Source organism: Fontimonas sp. SYSU GA230001, from assembly GCF_040066175.1.
In the GTDB taxonomy this organism is placed as follows: domain Bacteria; phylum Pseudomonadota; class Gammaproteobacteria; order Nevskiales; family Nevskiaceae; genus Solimonas.
Genome location: NZ_JBEAAM010000034.1, coordinates 1 through 17,467, shown reverse-complemented (window position 1 = coordinate 17,467; position 17,467 = coordinate 1). Strand labels below are relative to the sequence as shown.

General features: G+C 69.6%; 16 protein-coding genes and 1 pseudogene. 7 read left to right on the top strand and 10 right to left on the bottom strand.

From position 1 onward, the window contains the following. Positions 1–8: 8 nt before the first annotated feature. The 3 genes from AAG565_RS14790 to AAG565_RS14780 form a co-directional block, all read right to left on the bottom strand. Positions 9–1,715, bottom strand: a complete 1,707-nt coding sequence (locus AAG565_RS14790; protein ID WP_348820411.1) for a hypothetical protein — start codon at positions 1,713–1,715, stop codon at positions 9–11. A 15-nt stretch (positions 1,716–1,730) separates the two neighbouring features. Then, on the bottom strand, positions 1,731–4,145 hold the full coding sequence (locus tag AAG565_RS14785) for a hypothetical protein (protein ID WP_348820410.1): 2,415 nt from the start codon (positions 4,143–4,145) through the stop codon (positions 1,731–1,733). 96 nt (positions 4,146–4,241) lie between these two features. After that, the gene (locus AAG565_RS14780) at positions 4,242–4,676 is read right to left on the bottom strand and encodes an HIT domain-containing protein (protein ID WP_348820409.1); all 435 of its coding nucleotides are present in this window, start codon (positions 4,674–4,676) and stop codon (positions 4,242–4,244) included. Between the two features lie 38 nt (positions 4,677–4,714). On the opposite strand from AAG565_RS14780, the gene AAG565_RS14775 reads away from it, so the two are divergent. After that, entirely contained in the window at positions 4,715–5,368 is a 654-nt protein-coding gene (locus tag AAG565_RS14775; RefSeq protein ID WP_348820408.1) for an NAD(P)H-binding protein, read from the top strand. A gap of 25 nt (positions 5,369–5,393) precedes the next feature. Next, a complete protein-coding gene (locus AAG565_RS14770) occupies positions 5,394–5,858 on the top strand; it encodes a hypothetical protein (protein ID WP_348820407.1) in 465 nt (154 codons plus the stop codon). A gap of 27 nt (positions 5,859–5,885) precedes the next feature. Here the strand turns inward: AAG565_RS14770 and AAG565_RS14765 are convergent, their stop codons facing one another. From AAG565_RS14765 to AAG565_RS14750, 4 genes are all read right to left on the bottom strand, one after another. Further along, positions 5,886–6,548, bottom strand: a complete 663-nt coding sequence (locus AAG565_RS14765; protein ID WP_348820432.1) for a hemolysin III family protein — start codon at positions 6,546–6,548, stop codon at positions 5,886–5,888. 61 nt (positions 6,549–6,609) lie between these two features. Further along, positions 6,610–7,050 carry an NfeD family protein gene (locus AAG565_RS14760; protein ID WP_348820406.1) on the bottom strand — a complete coding sequence of 147 codons (441 nt, stop codon included), beginning with the start codon at positions 7,048–7,050 and terminating at the stop codon, positions 6,610–6,612. A 2-nt stretch (positions 7,051–7,052) separates the two neighbouring features. Beyond that, positions 7,053–8,000, bottom strand: a complete 948-nt coding sequence (locus tag AAG565_RS14755; protein WP_348820405.1) for an SPFH domain-containing protein — start codon at positions 7,998–8,000, stop codon at positions 7,053–7,055. Between the two features lie 57 nt (positions 8,001–8,057). Continuing rightward, the gene (locus AAG565_RS14750; RefSeq protein WP_348820404.1) at positions 8,058–8,480 is read right to left on the bottom strand and encodes a SufE family protein; all 423 of its coding nucleotides are present in this window, start codon (positions 8,478–8,480) and stop codon (positions 8,058–8,060) included. A 106-nt stretch (positions 8,481–8,586) separates the two neighbouring features. Here AAG565_RS14750 and AAG565_RS14745 point away from each other — a divergent pair, with 106 nt between their 5' ends. Further along, entirely contained in the window at positions 8,587–9,789 is a 1,203-nt protein-coding gene (locus AAG565_RS14745; RefSeq protein WP_348820403.1) for an EAL domain-containing response regulator, read from the top strand. A gap of 75 nt (positions 9,790–9,864) precedes the next feature. Further along, a pseudogene (locus AAG565_RS14740) lies at positions 9,865–9,909 on the top strand (hypothetical protein); the annotation flags it as partial. Positions 9,910–9,953: 44 nt separating this feature from the next. Here AAG565_RS14740 and AAG565_RS14735 read toward each other — a convergent pair. The 3 genes from AAG565_RS14735 to AAG565_RS14725 are packed head-to-tail and all read right to left on the bottom strand — an operon-like array spanning position 9,954 to position 14,615. Beyond that, on the bottom strand, positions 9,954–12,956 hold the full coding sequence (locus AAG565_RS14735; RefSeq protein ID WP_348820402.1) for an ATP-binding protein: 3,003 nt from the start codon (positions 12,954–12,956) through the stop codon (positions 9,954–9,956). A gap of 2 nt (positions 12,957–12,958) precedes the next feature. Beyond that, the gene (locus AAG565_RS14730) at positions 12,959–14,152 is read right to left on the bottom strand and encodes a hypothetical protein (RefSeq protein WP_348820401.1); all 1,194 of its coding nucleotides are present in this window, start codon (positions 14,150–14,152) and stop codon (positions 12,959–12,961) included. Continuing rightward, positions 14,145–14,615: a hypothetical protein gene (locus tag AAG565_RS14725; protein ID WP_348820400.1), complete on the bottom strand. Its 471-nt coding sequence runs from the start codon at positions 14,613–14,615 to the stop codon at positions 14,145–14,147. The genes AAG565_RS14730 and AAG565_RS14725 overlap by 8 nt, the downstream gene beginning before the upstream one ends. Before the next feature lie 251 nt (positions 14,616–14,866). Between AAG565_RS14725 and rph the strand changes: the two genes are divergently transcribed. The 3 genes from rph to hemW all read left to right on the top strand — a co-directional run bounded on the left by rph (position 14,867) and on the right by hemW (position 17,417). After that, positions 14,867–15,577 (top strand): ribonuclease PH, encoded by a 711-nt coding sequence (gene rph / locus AAG565_RS14720; RefSeq protein WP_348820399.1) that lies wholly within the window; start codon positions 14,867–14,869, stop codon positions 15,575–15,577. Positions 15,578–15,644: 67 nt separating this feature from the next. Further along, positions 15,645–16,190 (top strand): RdgB/HAM1 family non-canonical purine NTP pyrophosphatase, encoded by a 546-nt coding sequence (rdgB, locus tag AAG565_RS14715; RefSeq protein ID WP_348820431.1) that lies wholly within the window; start codon positions 15,645–15,647, stop codon positions 16,188–16,190. 3 nt (positions 16,191–16,193) lie between these two features. Beyond that, a complete protein-coding gene (hemW, locus tag AAG565_RS14710) occupies positions 16,194–17,417 on the top strand; it encodes a radical SAM family heme chaperone HemW (RefSeq protein ID WP_348820398.1) in 1,224 nt (407 codons plus the stop codon). Positions 17,418–17,467 lie beyond the last annotated feature (50 nt).

Here is a 17,467-nt window from a genome sequence, read left to right as displayed (position 1 = left end):
CCTCACGTCTAGAATTCGAACAGCGCCGGCACCTGCGCGCGCATCTGCTCCAGCAGCCGGGGATTGTGCGCCAGCTCCTCTTCCAGGCGCGCACGTTCCGGCGAGTCGGCTGGCGGCATCAGCCTGGACGCCCGGTCGGTGCCGCGATAGCGCGACCAGTCCAGTGCGTCGCGGATCTCGGCCTTGGCGCGGATGTTCCGAACCACTTCCGCTTCGTCGGCGCCGGCCATGAAGTCGAGCCGCGCGCTCGGATTGCCGCGGTGGCAGCCGAAGCAATAGCGCTCGAAAGCGTGCAGCGGCGAATCGGCGGCCAGTGCCAGCGGCGGCACGCCGATCGCCACCGGCGCCGACATCTCGGTGACGTCGAGGCAGCAGTACTGCGGCGCCGGCGTCAGCAGGGCCTGCATCACGCGCACGCGCGAGAACGGCGCCGGCTCGAAGAACGCGTCCGGCAGGCCTTCGATGCGGGCCTCGACGCGCGACCAGTCGTGGCCGTCCTGCGCCTCGAGCCGGCGCAGATCATCGGCGGTGAATTGCGCGGCGATGCCGAACACGCCGTCGAGATCGTCGGCGCGCAGCACGCGCTTGGGCGCGCGGCGCGTCAGCGGATCGAGTTCGGGCGGCAGCTTGGGCAGGCGATCGAAGGCGGCGAGATCCTCGTTGGTCCGCGCGCCGTCAGCCGCGCCGGCGCGCGGCGCGAATACGCGGTGCCAGGCGCCGCGCAGCCCTTGCGTATCGGCCAGCGGATCGCGGTTGCGCAGGTCCGACTCCGGCACGGCGATGCCGGCGTCCGGCCAGTGCGCCCGTTGGCGCTCGCGCAGCACCGCGACCTCGGGCGTGCTGGCGCCGAAGGCGCCGGGATCGTTCGCATAGCGCAGGCCGAGCCGGAGCATCAGGCGCCGGCAGCCCGCGTCCGCGCCGCAACCGTCGATCCACATCTGCTGCAGCGCGATCGTGAACGCGCCGATGTCGGTCAGTTCGTCGAAGCGTTCGGGCAGGCCGAGCGCCACCTGGGCCGGCACGCCCAGATACGCTCCGGTGCCGCGTGCCGCGGCGATGCGCGCGGCGATCTCGGGCTGGGCATTGGTCTCGGTCCATGGCCGCTGCGGGAAGATCGGCGTGCCGCCCTGATGACAGGTCGTGCACACCGCGCGGCGCGCATAGACGATGCGCCGCGCACCGTCGGCGGCATAGTCCTGCACCAGCTGGAACTCGTAGCGGCCGGCGGCCTCGTTGTAGCTGATCACCTCGATCTCGCGCGCGTTCTCGACGAAGCCGAGGAACAACCGCCCGCGCGCCGCCAGGCCGAGCGCGGCCGGGGTGCCGGGGGCCTGGAAGTCGGCGGCGAACAGCACGCGCGGATGGCCGAAGTCGGCCTGCGCCTTGAGCAGCGAGCGTCCGAACGGAATCGAGAGCAGCACCGGCGCCGCGTCGGCCGGCGCCTGGCGCTGGATCATTCCGACCAGCGCCTCGAAGGGGTAGGGCAGGCCGTCGTTCTGCGCGACCAGATGATCGAACAGCGAGCGCGTGCCGTCGGGAGGCAGATCCGTGGCCGCGATCCGCGGCGACGACAGCGGCGCCCCGGCCGGCGCGTCGTCCGTCGCGAGCCGCTTGATCGACGTACCGTTGCGGCTGCCGCGGTCGAGGCCGCCGACCCACAGCGCCGCGGCGCCCGCGGCGGCGAGCGCGACCAGCGCGATCGCAAGGCGGCGCATCACCCGGCCCCTGCGCTAGAGGATCTTCAGGAACTCGCGCAGCGCGAGCTTGTCGTCCGCACTCAGCGACACGCCGAACTGGTGGCCCTTGTTCTCGACCGGATCGTCGCACTTCATGAACAGCGGATCGTGCGGATTCGAGCTGGCGAAATTTGCAATCGGCGTGCCCTTGGCGACCGGCAGCTTGATGAAGCCCTGCTGGTCCTCGCGCGGCGCGATCTTGATGTCGCGGTCGGTGGTGCTGATCTTCTGCGGACGGTGCGGCGTGTCCTTGGGGTTGTCGGACATCATCAGCTCGGCGTACGCCATCTCGAACTGCTTGACGCGGCCGGCGACGGTGTAGTCGATGGTCTGGCCGTCCTTCAGATAGGTCAGTTCACCGATCGCGTTGTTGTGCAGGAACGGCGCCGTCGCCCAGACCGACAGCAGCGAGAAGTTGCGCAGGTAGCCGGGACCGCCCTCGATCCTGCGCGCGCCCGGTGCCTGCATGCCGCCGACCACCGGCACCATGCGGTTGACGACGTTGGGCACGCTGCCCGGCGACGGCCGCTGCTTGTAAGTCTCGGAGGAAAACTCTTCCCAGATGTGGCCGCGGTTGTGGTTGTCGTGCAACGCGCGGCACATGTTGGTGCCAATGATGTTGAACGGCACCGGCTCGTCGTTGGACAGCCAGTCCTGCGCATAGACGTCGTTCTCGGCGAACTGGCGCGGGCGCAGCCGGCCCTGCGCATCCTTGACCAGGTACTTCGCCTTGAACGCCTCGCTGTTGCGCTCCGCCTCGCTGAACTCGTACTGCCAGAACTGTTCGGCGCCGAACACGTGGCCCTCGTAGAAGCGGGCCAGCGCTTCCTTGTCGGCACGGATGTTGTCCGGCGCGACCTTCGAGCTGTGGCAGGTCGCGCATTCACGCGCGAACACCTTGCGGCCTTGCGGCACCTTGGCCAGATCGACGTACTTCGTGCCCGGCGTGCCATCGACATCGACTGCCTTGAGCAGGTAGGTCGGGCCGCCGGTGATCAGGAACAGCGCGAGCTCGTCCATCTTGGCGTCGGCGTAGTTCCAGGCCTCGCAGTCCTTCGCGCACTGCTCGATGCGGAACGGATGCTGTCTGGCCTTGTCGCCGAAGAAGGTGCCGGGCACCGGGAAGTTCGGCGTCCAGCACTCCTCGGTGCACATGCCGATGTTGACGTACACGCGGATCAGCGCGAGGTGTTCGCCGACCGAGTCCTCGCCGCCCTTGAGCACGTGGCGCGTCTTCGCGGTCCTGATCTCGCCGGTGAACGGATCCTTCATCTCTTCTTCGAACAGGCGCTTGTTGAAGAAGTCCATGATGTTGTTCTGCGTGCCGGGGTTGTGCTGGAAGTCGGTCGCCACCAGCGACGTGTCGATCGTGCCGACGCGGTGGCCGCGGCCGAGCAGCTGGCGCGCGACGCTGTCCTCCGGCGTGCCCATCACGTACTGCATCGGCTGCATCGTGTACTGGTTGCCGATCGTCGCGTGGATGTTCTCCCACTTCGGCTGGTTCGGGTCCTGCGGCGGGTTGGTCGGGTCGAAGGCGACGTGGCACTGCACGCAGGGTCCGCCGAGTACGTAGCGCAGGTTCTTCTGCAGCTCGTCGGCGCGGTACGGCGAGGTCTTGGGGTCGAAGACGACCTTGCCGGTTTCGTCCTTGGTCGGATCGGCGTAGTACTTGCGATAGCCGAGCACGCCCGAGCTGTGCGGGTCCGGGCATTTGTCGTACCAGTTCGTGCTGGCATCGCCCTCGCTGCAGTCGGGGTCGTTGATCATTCCCCACTTGGTGAAGCGGTGCTTGCGCTCGCGCGTGTCGAGCCAGGGGTACCAGACGTTGCCCGCGCCGACGGTGCGCGTGGTGTGCAGGTACTCCTCGTCCTGATTGCCGAAGCTGCCCTTGAACCAGACGTCGCGGCCGCGGCGGACCAGTTCGCGCGCCTTGCGCGCCTGGGCCGGATCCTTCTTTTCCAGATCCTTGAACAGCGAGTTCACGTAGCGGCAGGAGTCGGCGTCGTAGCCGGTCGGCTGCGGCTGGTCGCAGGGCGGCGGCGCGGCCTGCGGGATCGGCACGATGTCCCAGCTGATCGGGTCCTGGAACCTGTGGTTGTAAGGGCCGTGGCCCTCGTGCCAGACCTTCTTCGCCGCCAGCGTGGCGTAGAAGTTGTCGTCGTACCACTGCTTCTTGGCCCGCACCTGCGGCGAACCCTGGTAGATGCCGGTCAGCAGCCCGCGGTCGATCAGGTCGAAGATCGACACCGAGCGGTTCTCCGAGCGGTAGGGCGTATCGGGCACCGGGAACTGGCCCCAGGCCGGGAAGAAATCCTTGCCGTCGGCCGCGCCGTAATCCGATGCCGCGCCACACGGCATGGCGACGGCCAGCGGCGCCCACAGCAGCAGCTCCCAGACTCGCTTGTGCATCGGCGACCCCCGCGTCCGACATTCTTGATTTGCGGCAGTGTAGCAGCCGGTCGCGCAGTCCTCATCCGTTTGGATGAGGTGCGCGCGGCGGGGGGTTCATCCGTGCGCGGTGCCAGGCGGCGGGCTCAGGTGCGCCCGCAGCGTCTGCAGCGTCTCGTCGAGCGCCCGCGCGGTGTAGGGCTGTGGCGGCAGCCGGCCCCAGACCGGCGCCGGCCAGGCCGGATCGGTCTGGCGGCGCACGACGTGGTGCAGGTGCAGTTGCGGCACGAGGTTGCCGAGCGCGGCGACGTTGAGCTTGTCGCCGCCGAACAGTTCCATCATGGCCTGCCCGACCGCCGAGGATTCGCGGATCAGGGTGTGCTGATCCGCGGGGTTCAGCTCGTAGATCTCGCGGATGCCGGATCGCCGCGGCACGAGGATGACCCAGGGATAGCGGGCGTCGTTCATCAGCAGCACGCGGCTCAGGGGCCAGTCGAGGACGAAGACCGTGTCCGCCGCCAGCCGTTCGTGTAACTCGAATTGCGCCGCCATCGCTTAGACTCGCCGGAAAGTTCTGCCGATAGCATCGCATGCCCCGCACCGCACTCGTCGCCGGACCGACCGGCCTGATCGGCCGCAGCCTGCTGCAAGACCTGTTGCGGCATCCGGCCTACGCCGAGGTGCGCGCACTGTCGCGGCGTGCCCTGCCGGTCCAGCACGAGCGCCTGCGCGTCGTGCAGACCGATTACTACAACCTCGCCGGCCTGGGCGAGGTACTGCACGTGGACGACGTGTACTGCTGCCTGGGCACGACGATGCGCGCCGCGGGTTCGCGTGCCGCCTTCGAGGATGTCGATTACCGCATGGTCGTCGAACTGGCGCGCGCGGCGCGTGGCGCCGGTGCCCGCCAGTTCCTCGTGGTTTCCGCGGTCGGCGCCTCGCCACGCGCGCTGGCCTTCTATTCGCGGGTCAAGGGCCGGATGGAGGCGGCAGTCTCGGCGATCGGCTACGAGGCCGTGCACATCCTGCGGCCGTCCCTGTTGCTCGGCGCGCGCGACGAGTCGCGGCCCGGCGAGGCGCTGGCGCAGAAGCTGGCGCCGGTGCTGACGCCGTTGCTCGCCGGCGCGCTGGCGCGCTACCGTCCGGTCAGCGCCGCCGACGTCGCCGGTGCGATGATCGAGCTCGCGCTGCGCGAACAGCGCGGCGTGCACGTCCACCATCTGCCGCTCGGCGGCGCAGTTTGAGTCCCCCCAGGAGTCTGCAATGTCCATGAAGAAGATGCGTAACGCCCTGTGGCTGTTGACGGTGCTCTCGGCCAGCGCGGCCGCCGAGCCGGCGAAGATGAGCAAGTCGGTGCCGTTCGAATCGCCGACGACCGCCACCGAGGCGGTGCAGAAGGAATGTGGTCTGCCGGAGCAGCTCGCCACCTGGGTTGCCGACGCCGCCGGCGATCGCGTGACGCTGGTCGATGGCGAGGCCCAGGGCGGCAAGGTGCTGAAGATGAAGATCACGCACGTGCTCGGCGTCGGCGGCCCGTTCACGCCCAAGTCGCTGAGCGTCGGCGGCGAGCTGCTGGACAACGGCAAGGTGGTCGGCAGTTTCCATGCGCGCCGCCAGACCAGCGGCGGTCCGACCTGCGCGGCGCTGGCCAAGTGCGCGAAGTCTCTGGGCAAGGACATCGCCGGCTTCCTCGCCGCGCCGTCGATGGACGCCAAGCTCGGCGACGCGAAGTGACGCGTCGCCTCCGACGTCCGGCCCGGGTCAGCCCTTCGGCCCGGGCACGACGTAGAGCAGCACGGCGAAGAAGTGCAGTACGCTGCCGCCGAGCACGAACAGGTGCCAGATGGCGTGGTGGTAGCGCAGGCGTTCCCAGACGTAGAACGCGACGCCACCGCTGTAGGTGACGCCGCCGGCGATGGTCAGCGCGATGCCGCCCGGTTCGAGGCTGCGCAGCAGCGGCTGGATCGCCGCGATCGCGCACCAGCCCATGCCCAGGTAGATCGCCAGCGACAGCTTCTCGAAGCGGCCGGTGGCGAACACCTTGAACGCGACGCCGGCGAAGGCGAGGCCCCAGGTGAAAGCGAACAGGCCCCAGCCCCACGGGCCCTTGAGCGTGATCAGCGTGAACGGCGTGTAGGTGCCGGCGATCAGGAAGTAGATCAGCGTGTGATCGATCACGCGCAGCACGCGCTTGGCGCGCGGCAGCGGGATGCTGTGGTACAGCGTCGAGGCGGTGTACATCAGCACCAGCGTCGCGCCGAAGATGCTGACCGCGGTGATGTGCCAGGCGTCGCCGTAGAGCGCCGCCCGCGCGACCAGCACCGTGAGGCCGACGATGGACAGGACGATGCCCAGGCCGTGCGTGCTGGCGTGCGCGATCTCCTCGCCCAGCGAGTACAGCTTGTCCGGGACATGGACGCCCAGCAGCTCGTGGTCGTGCGCGTGCCCCAGGCCCTGCGGCGCGCTGGCACGCCCCGGATCGCCGCTAATGGATCTTCTCCACGCGCAGCGTCGCGCCGTCCACCGCGACCACCTTGACCTGCGTGCCGGCGGGCGCGTCTTCTCCGGCGATGCGCCACTGCGAATCGTCGATGCGCAGCTTGCCGACGCCATTGACGATCGCACTGTTGAGCGTGAACTCGCGGCCGACGTAGGACGCGCCGCGGCGGTTGAGCGTGGGCTGCTCGCCGGTCTGCGCCGGCAGCGGCCGGTACTTGCGCCAGGCCAGCACGGTGACGACCGAGAGCACGCCCCAGAGGATGAACTCGGGCTGCCAGCCCATCGCCGGGATCATCCACGACAGCAGGCCGACGACGACGGCCGCGATGCCGACCCACAGCAGGATGAATCCGGTCGGCAGCACCATCTCCAGCACGAGCAGGCCGAAGCCCAGTGCCAGCCAGTGCCAGTATTCGATCGCTGCCATCATCAACCCGCCTTCGGTGCGCCGATCTTCTTGGTCAGCTCGGCGATGCCGCCGAGCGCGCCGATGACGTTGCCGGCCTCCAGCGGCATCAGCACGAGCTTCTCGTTCGGGCTCGTGGCGATGCGTGCCAGTGCCTCGACATACTTGGTGGCGACGAAGTAGTTGACCGCCTGGATGTCGCCCTTCTCGATCGCCTGCGACACCATCATCGTCGCGCGCGCCTCGGCTTCGGCCAGGCGCTCGCGGGCCTCGGCGTCGCGGAACGCGGCTTCCTTGCGGCCTTCGGCTTCGAGGATCTGCTCCTGCTTCTGCGCTTCGGCGGCGAGGATCTGCGCCTGGCGCTCGCCCTCCGCCTTGAGGATCGCGGCTTGGCGCAGGCCCTCGGCCTCGAGCACGTTGGCGCGCTTCTCGCGTTCGGCCTTCATCTGCCGCGCCATCGCGTTGACCAGGTCGGTCGGTGGGCGGATGTCCTTGATCTCGATGCGCGTGACCTTGATGCCCCATGGCGTCGTCGCCTCGTCCACCACGCTGAGCAGCTTGGCGTTGATGTGGTCGCGCTGCGAGAGCAGTTCGTCGAGGTCCATCGAGCCCATGACCGTGCGCAGATTGGTCATCGTCAGCTGCATGATCGCGATCTCGAGGTTCTGCACCTCGTAAGCCGCCTTCGGCGCATCGAGCACCTGGAAGAACACGACACCATCGACGCCGACCATCGCGTTGTCCTTGGTGATCACCTCCTGCGACGGCACGTCGAGCACCTGCTCCATCATGCTCAGCTTGCGGCCGATGCGATCGACGTAGGGCACCAGCCAGTGGAAGCCCGGCGTGAACGTGGCCTGGTAACGGCCCAGGCGCTCGATCGTGTACTCCATGCCCTGTGGCACGATGACGACACCCTTCCATGCGGTCACCAGCAGGAAGATGCCGATTGCGAGCGTAACGATACCCATGGCCCCGACTCCTTGGTGGTTGTGCGCGCCGATCCTAGCAGCCTGCCGGGTCCGGGATCATGACGCCGCGTTCAGATGGGCCTGCGCGGTCTGCCGGATCCGCTCGACCATGGCGTAGAAGCCGTTGCGCCGGTTCATCGAGATGTGGTTCTCCAGGCCGAGGCGCTCGAACACGCCGGACACGTCGGTCTGCAGGATCTGCTCGGGCGAGCGGCCGGACAGCAGCATGAACAGCAGCGCGATCAGGCCCTTGACGATGTGCGCATCGGAGTCGCCGTGGAACTCCAGGCGCGGCGGGCTGCCCGGCAGCAGCCGGTGCGTCAGCCAGACCTGCGACATGCAGCCGCGCACCTTGTTGGCCTCGGTGCGGTCGGCCTCGGGCAGCGGCGGCAGCTTGCGGCCCAGGTCGATCAGATAGCGATAGCGTTCCTCCCAGTCGCCGAGCAGCTCGAAGGTTTCGATCAGTTCTTCAGTGTCCATGCCGGCAGATTACCCGCTGACCGGGGGGCACCGCCAAGGAACTCGATCGTTGTCGGATCCTGCCGATCACGCTAGGGTGCCCGCATCGACATCACCGCCTCCGCCCATGTCCGCCGAGCTGTCCGTCCTGCTGGTTGACGACGATGAGTTCGTCCGCAATACCGTCGCCGAACAGCTGCGCACGCTCGGCGCGGCACGGGTCGAGGCCGCGGACGACGGCGCCAGCGCCCTGCGCGCCGCCGCGGCGCCCGAACAGTTCGACCTGATCGTCACCGACCTGATGATGCCGGGCGTCGATGGCGTCGAGTTCCTGCGCGAGCTGGCGCTGCGCCAGTCCGGCGCCGCGCTGGTGCTGATCAGCGCGCTCGACGAGAGCATCCTGCGGGCAGTGGCGCTGCTGTCGCGCGAGCGCGGACTCAAGATCCTCGGCGCGCTGCGCAAGCCGGTGCGCGCCGAGGCACTGGCGCGGCTGATCCAGCCGCTGCTGCAGGCGCCGCCCGCCGAGACGGCCGCGGCGCCGGCCGAACCCGGCGCTGCGCCCGACGAGGTCCAGTTCCTGCGCGCGCTGGAGCAGGGCGAGCTGCGGCTGCACGGCCTCGCGCGCCAGCGCCTCGCCGACAGCGCGCTGCACAGCATCGAACTGCGCCTGTCCTGGCCGCGCGCGGACGCCGGCGCGCTGCCGCACGGCCGGATCCTGGCGCTCGCGCGGCGGCACCGGCAGACGCCCAGGCTGCTCGACCAGCTGCTGGCGCTGGGCACGCGCGCCGCGGCGGACTGCTGGCAGCAGGGCCAGCGCGTGCCGGTCACGCTCGGGCTGCCGGGCGCCGCGCTGCTGCGGCTCGATCTGCCGGACGCGATCGACCGCCAGCTGCGCGCCGCCGGCGCGATGCCGGAGCTGTTCCGCATCGGCGTGCCGGAAGCGGAGATGCCCGGCGACAGCACCGCGCTCGACGTGCTGTCGCGTCTGCGCCTGCGCGGCATCGGTGTCAGTGTCGATGACTTCAGCGGCCGCATCAGCTTCGCGCGCCTGCAGCGCCTGCCGGTGACCACGGCGCGCGTCGATGCGCGGCTGATGCAGCTCGGCGGACGCGCGCGCGGTCTGCTCGAGCACGCGATCGCCAGCGCCACCTCGATGGGTCTGGGTTGGATCGCCGACGGCGTCGAGTCCGCCGAGCAGATCGAATGGCTCGCCGGCCAAGGCTGCGAGGCGATCCAGGGCCCGTTCACCGGTCCGCCCGAGCCGCTCGACGAACTGCTCGAAAGGCTTCGCCGGAGCGCCGCCGCGCCGGAGGGCGGCAACGCGAACTGACCCGATCGGCGCGCCGCAGCGCCGGGTGTATGCTGCACGCACACCAAGAATGCCAGCCTCACGCTCGCACGCGACCTGGGCCTGACGTCGGTCGCCGAAGGTGTCGAGACCGCCGAACAGCTGGAGCTGCTGCGCGACCTGGGCTGTGACGCCGTGCAGGGCTATTACGTCTCGGCGCCGCTCACGCCGGACGCAATGTCGTCCTGGCTGCGCGAGCGCGACACGGCGCTACCCGCGGCGAGCAGGTAGTCGCGCAGGGCACGGTAGGCCTCGCGCACCGCCGCCAGGCCCGGCGCGCAGGCCGCAGCCTCGCCTTCGCGCGCCGCGGTCTGCAGCGTTTCCAGCGCGTGGGTGAGCGTGCGCGCGCCCAGTGTGCGCGCCGAGCCGAGGAAGCGATGGACCGCACCGCGCAGATCCTCGAAGTTGCCGGTGTCGAGAGCCTGCTGCATGGCCTCCACCAGGCCGTCGTTGGCGTGGATGAAGTCCTGGAACAGGCCGTGGATCACCACCGGATCGTCGCCGACCAGCTCGCGCAGGACCTTTTCGTCGAGCGGCGGCTCGGTGGCGGCCGCGGGCGCGTCGGCGGGCAGCCAGCGTGCGAGCTGCTGCGCCAGGTCATCCAGCGCGACCGGCTTGCTGATGTAGTCGTCCATGCCGGCCTCGCGGCACTGCGGCGGGATCGACGCGAACACGTCGGCGGTCATCGCGATGATCGGCAGGCGGCCGCGGCGCAGGCCGGCGCGCTCCAGCGCGCGCACCTCGCGCGCCAGGCCCAGGCCGTCGAGACGCGGCATGTGCAGGTCGGAGATCAGCGCGGCATAGTCGCGCAGCTTGACCATCTCGAGCGCCTCGGCGCCGTCGTTGGCGATGTCGGCGTCCAGACCGAGCATCGTCAGCTGGCGGCGGATCACGAGCTGGTTGGTCGGATGGTCCTCGGCCACCAGCACGGTGCCGCGCAGCCGCGGCATCGCCTTCTGTCCGGCGGCGTGCCGCGGCACGACGCGCTGGCCGATGACTTCGGCGACGCGGCGCAGGAGCTGGCGCCGGGTCAGCGGGCGGTTGATCGACAGTTCGGCACGGCCGTCTTCGTCGAGGCGTTCCAGCTTGAGCACGTGCTGCGGCTGGAAATTGCGGGCGACGCCGACGCGTTCGCCGGTCCACTCGCTGAGGCGGATCTGCGCGACGCCGCGCCGCCAGGGTTCGCTGCCGGCGAGCACGTCGATCCCGGCGCCGCGCAGGTAGGCGCTCGCGGCCGCGCGCTCGTCGGCGTCGTCGAGATCGACGCGCACCTGGACCGCGCCGGCGCTGAAACTCGGCACGGCGGTTTCCGGTTCGGCTGCGGCGATCGGCAGGCGCAAGGTGAAACGGAAGGTCGAGCCGCGACCCGGCTCGCTCTCGAAGCCGATCTGCCCGCCCATGCGCTCAACCAGGCCGCGGCAGATCGACAGGCCCAGGCCGCTGCCGCCGTAGCGCCGCGTCGTGGACATCTCCGCCTGGCTGAACGGCTTGAACAGGCGATCCGCGACGTCGGCGGGAATGCCCAGACCGGTGTCGCTGACCGCGAAGCGGAGCTCGGCCATGCCCTCGCCGACCGGCGCGCCCGACACGCGCACCAGCACCCGGCCGCGGTCGGTGAACTTCACCGCGTTGTTGCACAGGTTGTAGAGCACCTGGCGCAGCCGCGTCGGGTCGCCGAGCACGTGCAGCGGCGTCGAGGGTGCGATGTCGGCGATCAGGCGGATCGGCTTGTCGCGGGCGATGGACGCGACCGTTTCCATCACGCCGTCCACCAGATCCTCGAGCGCCATCGGGATCTTCTCCAGCTCGATGCGGCCGGCCTCGATCTTGGACAGGTCGAGGATGTCGTTGAGCACGCCGAGCAGCATCTGCGCCGAACCGCGGATCACGCGCAGCGCCTCGTGCTGCTCGACATCCAGCTGGGTGCGGTCGAGCAGTTCGAGCATGCCCATGACGCCGTTCATCGGCGTGCGGATTTCGTGGCTCATCACCGCGAGGAAGCGCGTCTTCGCCTCGTTGGCGGCTTCCGCCGAATCGAGCCGCTGCAGGCGCTGCGCGAGCCAGCGCGTGGTCACGCCGAGCACATCGACCTCGTCGCTGAGATGGCGGCTGGGCCGCACGCTGGCGAGCACCGCCAGCGCCTCGTCGAAGCGCCGCTCCGCCAGCAGCGGCAGCGCCTGCGTGACGCGGGTCAGCTTGCGCGTCGCCACGCCGACCAGGAAGAACAGGGCGACGGCCGACAGCAGCAGTGCCACCAGCGTCAGCAGCAGGCCGCGTGTGGTCTCGTCGGCGATGCGGCGCAGGTCGGTGCTCTCGTCGTAGATGAGCAGGGCCGTGACCGGGCCGGTCAGCGACGGCTGGTCCACCGGCTGGGTCTGCAGGCGGTAAGCCTGCGCGCCGTCATGGATGCGCACGATGCGGCCCGGGCTCGGCAGCTCCGTGCGCCCGGCGTAAGCCTGCAAGGGCGGCATCAGCGCCGGCGCATTGGTCAGGACTTGCAGTGCGCCCGACCAGTCCGCGAGGCCGCGTGCCGGCACCGACAGCAGGCCGGCATCGAGTCCGGTGTCGCGGTTGAAGGCCAGCAGCACCTCGCTCATCGACTCGGAAATCAGCACGACGATCTCGTCCCCGCCGCGGCTGAATGCCGGCGTCACCACGTGGTGCTCGCAGATCTGCGCGCAGGACATGAAGCTGAACGGCCGATGGGCCGAGGCGGCGGCGCGCACCTGGCCGGAGAAGTCCAGGCTGCCGATGCCGGACGCGCCGATGTCCTCGTGCAGCAGGCGGCCGTCCGTCGAGAACTGCGCGAGGCGCGTCAGCGTCGCCTGCAGTTCCACGGTCAGCGCTTCCGTCGTACCGCCGGCCGGCGCATCGAGATCGGTGCTCGCGCCGAGTTGCGAGGCCAGGCGCGAAAGCTGGTCGCTGGACTGGGCCAGGGTCTGGTCGAGCTGCTTGACCGCATCGTCGAAACGCCGCGCGACCGCTTCCTCGTGACGCGCGAGCAGCGTGCGATAGTGCAGGTAGCCGAGCAGGCTGTGCGTGCAGCCGAGCAGCGCGAACAGCACGACGAAGGACTTCCAGCGCAGGCCGAACCGGCGCCGCGGCAGTGCCGGCGCTTCCGGTGCTTTCTGCTCCGGGCCGGCGGGCATCGTCAGAAGTGGTAGCCGACCATCACCAGGAACAGCTGGCCGGTCGATTCGATGCGGCGATCCTGGTTCTCCAGCCGTGGCACGGTGGCACTGCCGACGATGAAATGCTGCTCGACCCAGACGCCCCAGTGCTCGTCCGGCAGCCACTTCAGGCCGGCCGTCAGGTCGCGGGCGAAACGCTCATGCCGGTCGCCGCCGGTGGATCGTGCGTAGTCGCGGCCGCTGCGGTCGTTGCGGTCGGAGAAACTCAGGTCGTAGCGCAGCATCCCGGTCCAGCCGGGCAGGAAGCGGTAATCCGCCTGGACATAGACGCCGTCACCGGAGTTGCGGTCCGTATCGCCGTTGAAGCGGCCCTTGAAGCGGGTCAGCAGGTACTCGGCGGTGAGGCTGTAGCGCTCGGCATTGTAGGCGATGGACGCGATGTACAGGTCGGTGTCGAATGTGCCGCTGATTGGCACCGAGAAGCCCGGCGCGACCTGCTGCTCGCCGTCGAACGACAGCTCCGCGCTGGTGTAGGTCAGCGCTGCGCGCCAGGTGCCCGCGGCCCACTCGTCCAGCAGCCGGACCACGGTCAGGCCGTCGATGTCGACGTCGCCGGAAAAGCCTTCGCTGCCGAACAGCGACCGCTTCTGGTCATCGCTGGCGGTGAAGTTCAGCGCGCGGCCGGCGGTCAGCGACAGGAAGTGGTCGCCGGCGTTCCAGCCGCCGTAGAGCTGGCCCCCGTCGGACGAGAACAGCAGGCTGCGCACGCCGCTGCCCTCGAAGTACACCGATCCGGGCAGCAGGATGCCGGGGCGCGTGAACACCACGTCGCGGGAGTCGTTGAAGAAGCCATAGGGGTTCTTGACGCGGCCGAGACGGACCCCGGCGTGTGCGTCCAGCGCCGACAGGAAGCGGTAGTCGGCAAACGCATAGTCCAGCCGCGCGCCTTCACGGTCGAGATCGCCGAAACGCCGGTACAGGGCCTGTGCCGAAACCGTCACCGGCCCGCCGCCGGCAGTGGCGTTGAGGCCCAGTTCGTAGAACGCGAAGCTGCCGTCGAGACTGTCGCCGACGTAGTTGTTGCCCCAGGACTGGGCGTAGGCCTGCGAAGCGAAGCCGTGCAGCTGGTAATTCAGGTCGCCGGTCTGCGCCGGGGCGGCGCCGGCCGCCGTCAGGCCCACGAGAGTCCATGCGCCGCGCCAGTTCTTATTCATCGCTTGCTCCAAGCCCACGCATCGCCACGCGGGTCAGTTGCCGTCCGAACAGACCGTTGGTCTGCACCGCGCTCACGTAGCCGATCGCGCCCGGCGTTTCGCTGACGCGGCGGCGCATTTCCTGTTCATTGGATACCGTGGTCGGCGCGAAGCCGGTGCCGGTATAGACCAGCTTGTTCCAGGCATTGCGCAGCACATAGGGATAGGTGCCGAGCATCTGCCGCGCGAACTGCACGTGCAGGGGGTGGTCGTCGGCGAGCGTGAACACGCGGATCGGCTTGCCGTCCGGCCAGGTGGTGACCCGGCCGATGTACACCGACAGCAGCAGCTTGCGATCGACCTGGACACCGTCGTGGTCCGACGACAGGATGATCTGCACGTCCGGGTCGGCCGCCGGCGCCGGCATCGGCGCGGCCCAGCCGAGCGCCAGCGCTGCGGCGAGCAGCCGGGCGCGCCACGCCATCGCTTTGGTCCGGATCCATGGGAGGGCCGATTGTGGGTCTTCTGGTCTGGTACGCATGGCTTCCCTGTCGGTGGCACGGCCGGTGAGCTCGGCGGCCACGGCACCCGCATCTTAGCGGGCGCCGGGCGTACCTGTGCAAATACGCGTTCCCGCGGGCTCCTGCGTTGAGCTGGATCAATCCGCGTCGGCCGGTAACGGGCCAGGCCGGCGGCTCGGCTATACTCGGCGGCCGTCAGCCGTCCGTATGCCCGATGCGCCCTTCCGGCCGTTCCCCCGCGCAGCTGCGCCCCGTTTCGATCCAACGCGGTTTCACCAAGCATGCCGCCGGTTCGGTGTTGATCCAGTTCGGCGACACGCGCGTGCTGTGCACGGCCTGCATCGAGGAACGCGGCCCGGCCTGGAAGAAGGACGGCGGCTGGGTGACCGCCGAGTACGGCATGCTGCCCGGCGCGACCCACGAGCGCAGCCGCCGCGAAGCCGCTGCCGGCAAGCAGAGCGGCCGCACGCAGGAGATCCAGCGCCTGATCGGCCGCAGCCTGCGCGCCTGCGTCGATCTCGCCGCGCTCGGGAATCACACGGTGACCATCGATTGCGACGTGCTGCAGGCCGACGGCGGCACGCGCACCGCGAGCATCACCGGCGGCTATGTCGCGCTGGTGGATGCCATCGCCTCGATGCGCAGACGCGGCCTGATCAAGCGTGACCCGCTGTTCGGCCAGATCGCCGCGGTCTCGGTGGGCATCTACCGCGGCACGCCGGTGCTGGACCTCGATTACGCCGAGGACTCGGCCTGCGAGTGCGACATGAACGTGGTGATGAACGACGCCGGCCAGTTCATCGAGGTGCAGGGCACTGCCGAAGGCCACGCCTTCCGCCGCGAAGAGCTCGACGGCCTGCTCGACCTCGCCACGGGCGGCATCAGGGAACTGATCGCGGCCCAGCGCGCGGCACTTGCGGCTTGACGCCGTGTTGCCTCACGCCTCACGCGCGGTCGTCCTCGCCAGCCGCAACCGCAAGAAGCTGGCAGAAATGCAGGCGCTGCTGGCGCCGCTGGGCCTGAACTTGCGGCTGGTGTCGGAGTTCAGCGACGAGGCGGCGGCGGAAACCGCGCCGACCTTCGTCGAGAATGCCTTGCTCAAGGCACGCCACGCCGCGGCCGTGTCCGGCCTGCCGGCGATCGCGGACGATTCGGGCATCGAGGTCGATGCCCTGCAGGGGCGTCCCGGCGTGTACTCCGCGCGCTACGCCGGCGCGAACGCGAGCGACGCCAGCAACAATGCAAGGCTGCTGCAGGAACTCGCCGACGTGGCGCCCGAGCAGCGCGGCGCGCGCTTCGTCTGCGTGATGGCCTTGCTGCGCCACGCGGACGATCCGGTGCCGGTGATCGCGCAGGGGCTGTGGCAAGGCCGCATCCTCGACGCGCCGCGCGGCGCCAACGGTTTCGGCTACGACCCGCTGTTCTGGGTGCCGGATCACCGCTGCAGCGCGGCCGAACTCGATCCGGACGTGAAAAACCGCATCTCGCACCGCGCCCGGGCCGCGGCGGCGCTGCTGGCGCTGCTTCGTGAGGCGTGAGACGTGGGACGTGAGGCGCAGCAGCTGCCGTTGGCGCTGTATCTGCATTTTCCGTGGTGCGTGCGCAAGTGCCCGTACTGCGACTTCAACTCGCATCCGCTGCGCGGCGAAGTGCCCGAGGCCGAGTATGTCGAAGCGCTGCTGCGCGATCTCGACTTCGAGCTGCAGAACGATTCCCGATTCCCCATTCCCGATTCCCGTCCTCTCGTCTCGATCTTCATGGGCGGCGGCACGCCCAGCCTGTTCTCCGACCGTGCGATCGGGCGTCTGCTCGAAGCCGTGAGCCGCCGCCTCGATTTCGCACGCGACATCGAGATCACGCTGGAAGCCAATCCCGGCACCGCCGAGGCGGGGCATTTCGCCGGCTATCGCGCCGCCGGCGTGAACCGCCTGTCGATGGGCATCCAGAGCCTCGACGACGCGCAGCTGCGGCGCCTGGGCCGCATCCACGACCGCGCCGAGGCCCTGCGCGCCTACGACCTGGCGCGCCGCGCAGGATTCGACAACGTCAACCTCGACCTGATGTACGCGCTGCCGGAGCAGGCCGTGGCCGGCGCGCTGGCCGACCTGAACGAAGTGATCGCACTGCAGCCGGAGCACATTTCCTGGTACCAGCTGACGCTGGAACCGAACACCGAGTTCGGCCTGCATCCGCCGCCGGTGCCGGATGGCGATTCCGCGTGGACGATGCAGGAGCAGGGACAGGCGCGGCTCGCGGCCGCGGGATACGTCCAGTACGAAGTCTCGGCCTATGCGCGTGGGTCGCGGCAGAGTCGGCACAACCGCAACTACTGGGAATTCGGCGACTACCTCGGCATCGGCGCCGGCGCGCATGCAAAACGCAGCAGCGGAATGCCACTGACCGTGACCCGTCGCGCCCGCCACAAGCACCCGCGCACCTATCTGCAGCACGCCGGCAGCGACGCCGTCCTGCAGGAGCGCCGCGTGGTGGCCGCGGCCGAACTGCCGTTCGAATTCCTGATGAACGCGCTGCGGCTGCGCGAGGGCTTTAGCTGCGCCGACTTCGCGGCGCGGACCGGCCGGGACTGGGACGAGCGCATCCCCGGTCTGGCCGTCGCCCGCGCGCGCGGCCTGCTCGACGAAGCCGGCGGCAGGGTCTGCGCCAGCGCGCTCGGCTGGCGTCATCTCAATGGCCTGCTGACGCTGTTTCTCGACGCCGGAGTCCTTTCCAATCCAGAGATGAGCCTGAAGGGCGGGTCTGAGTGAGGGGCTGTCAGGCGGCGGGACGCTGGGCTTTGCTGATGGAAAGGAACAAC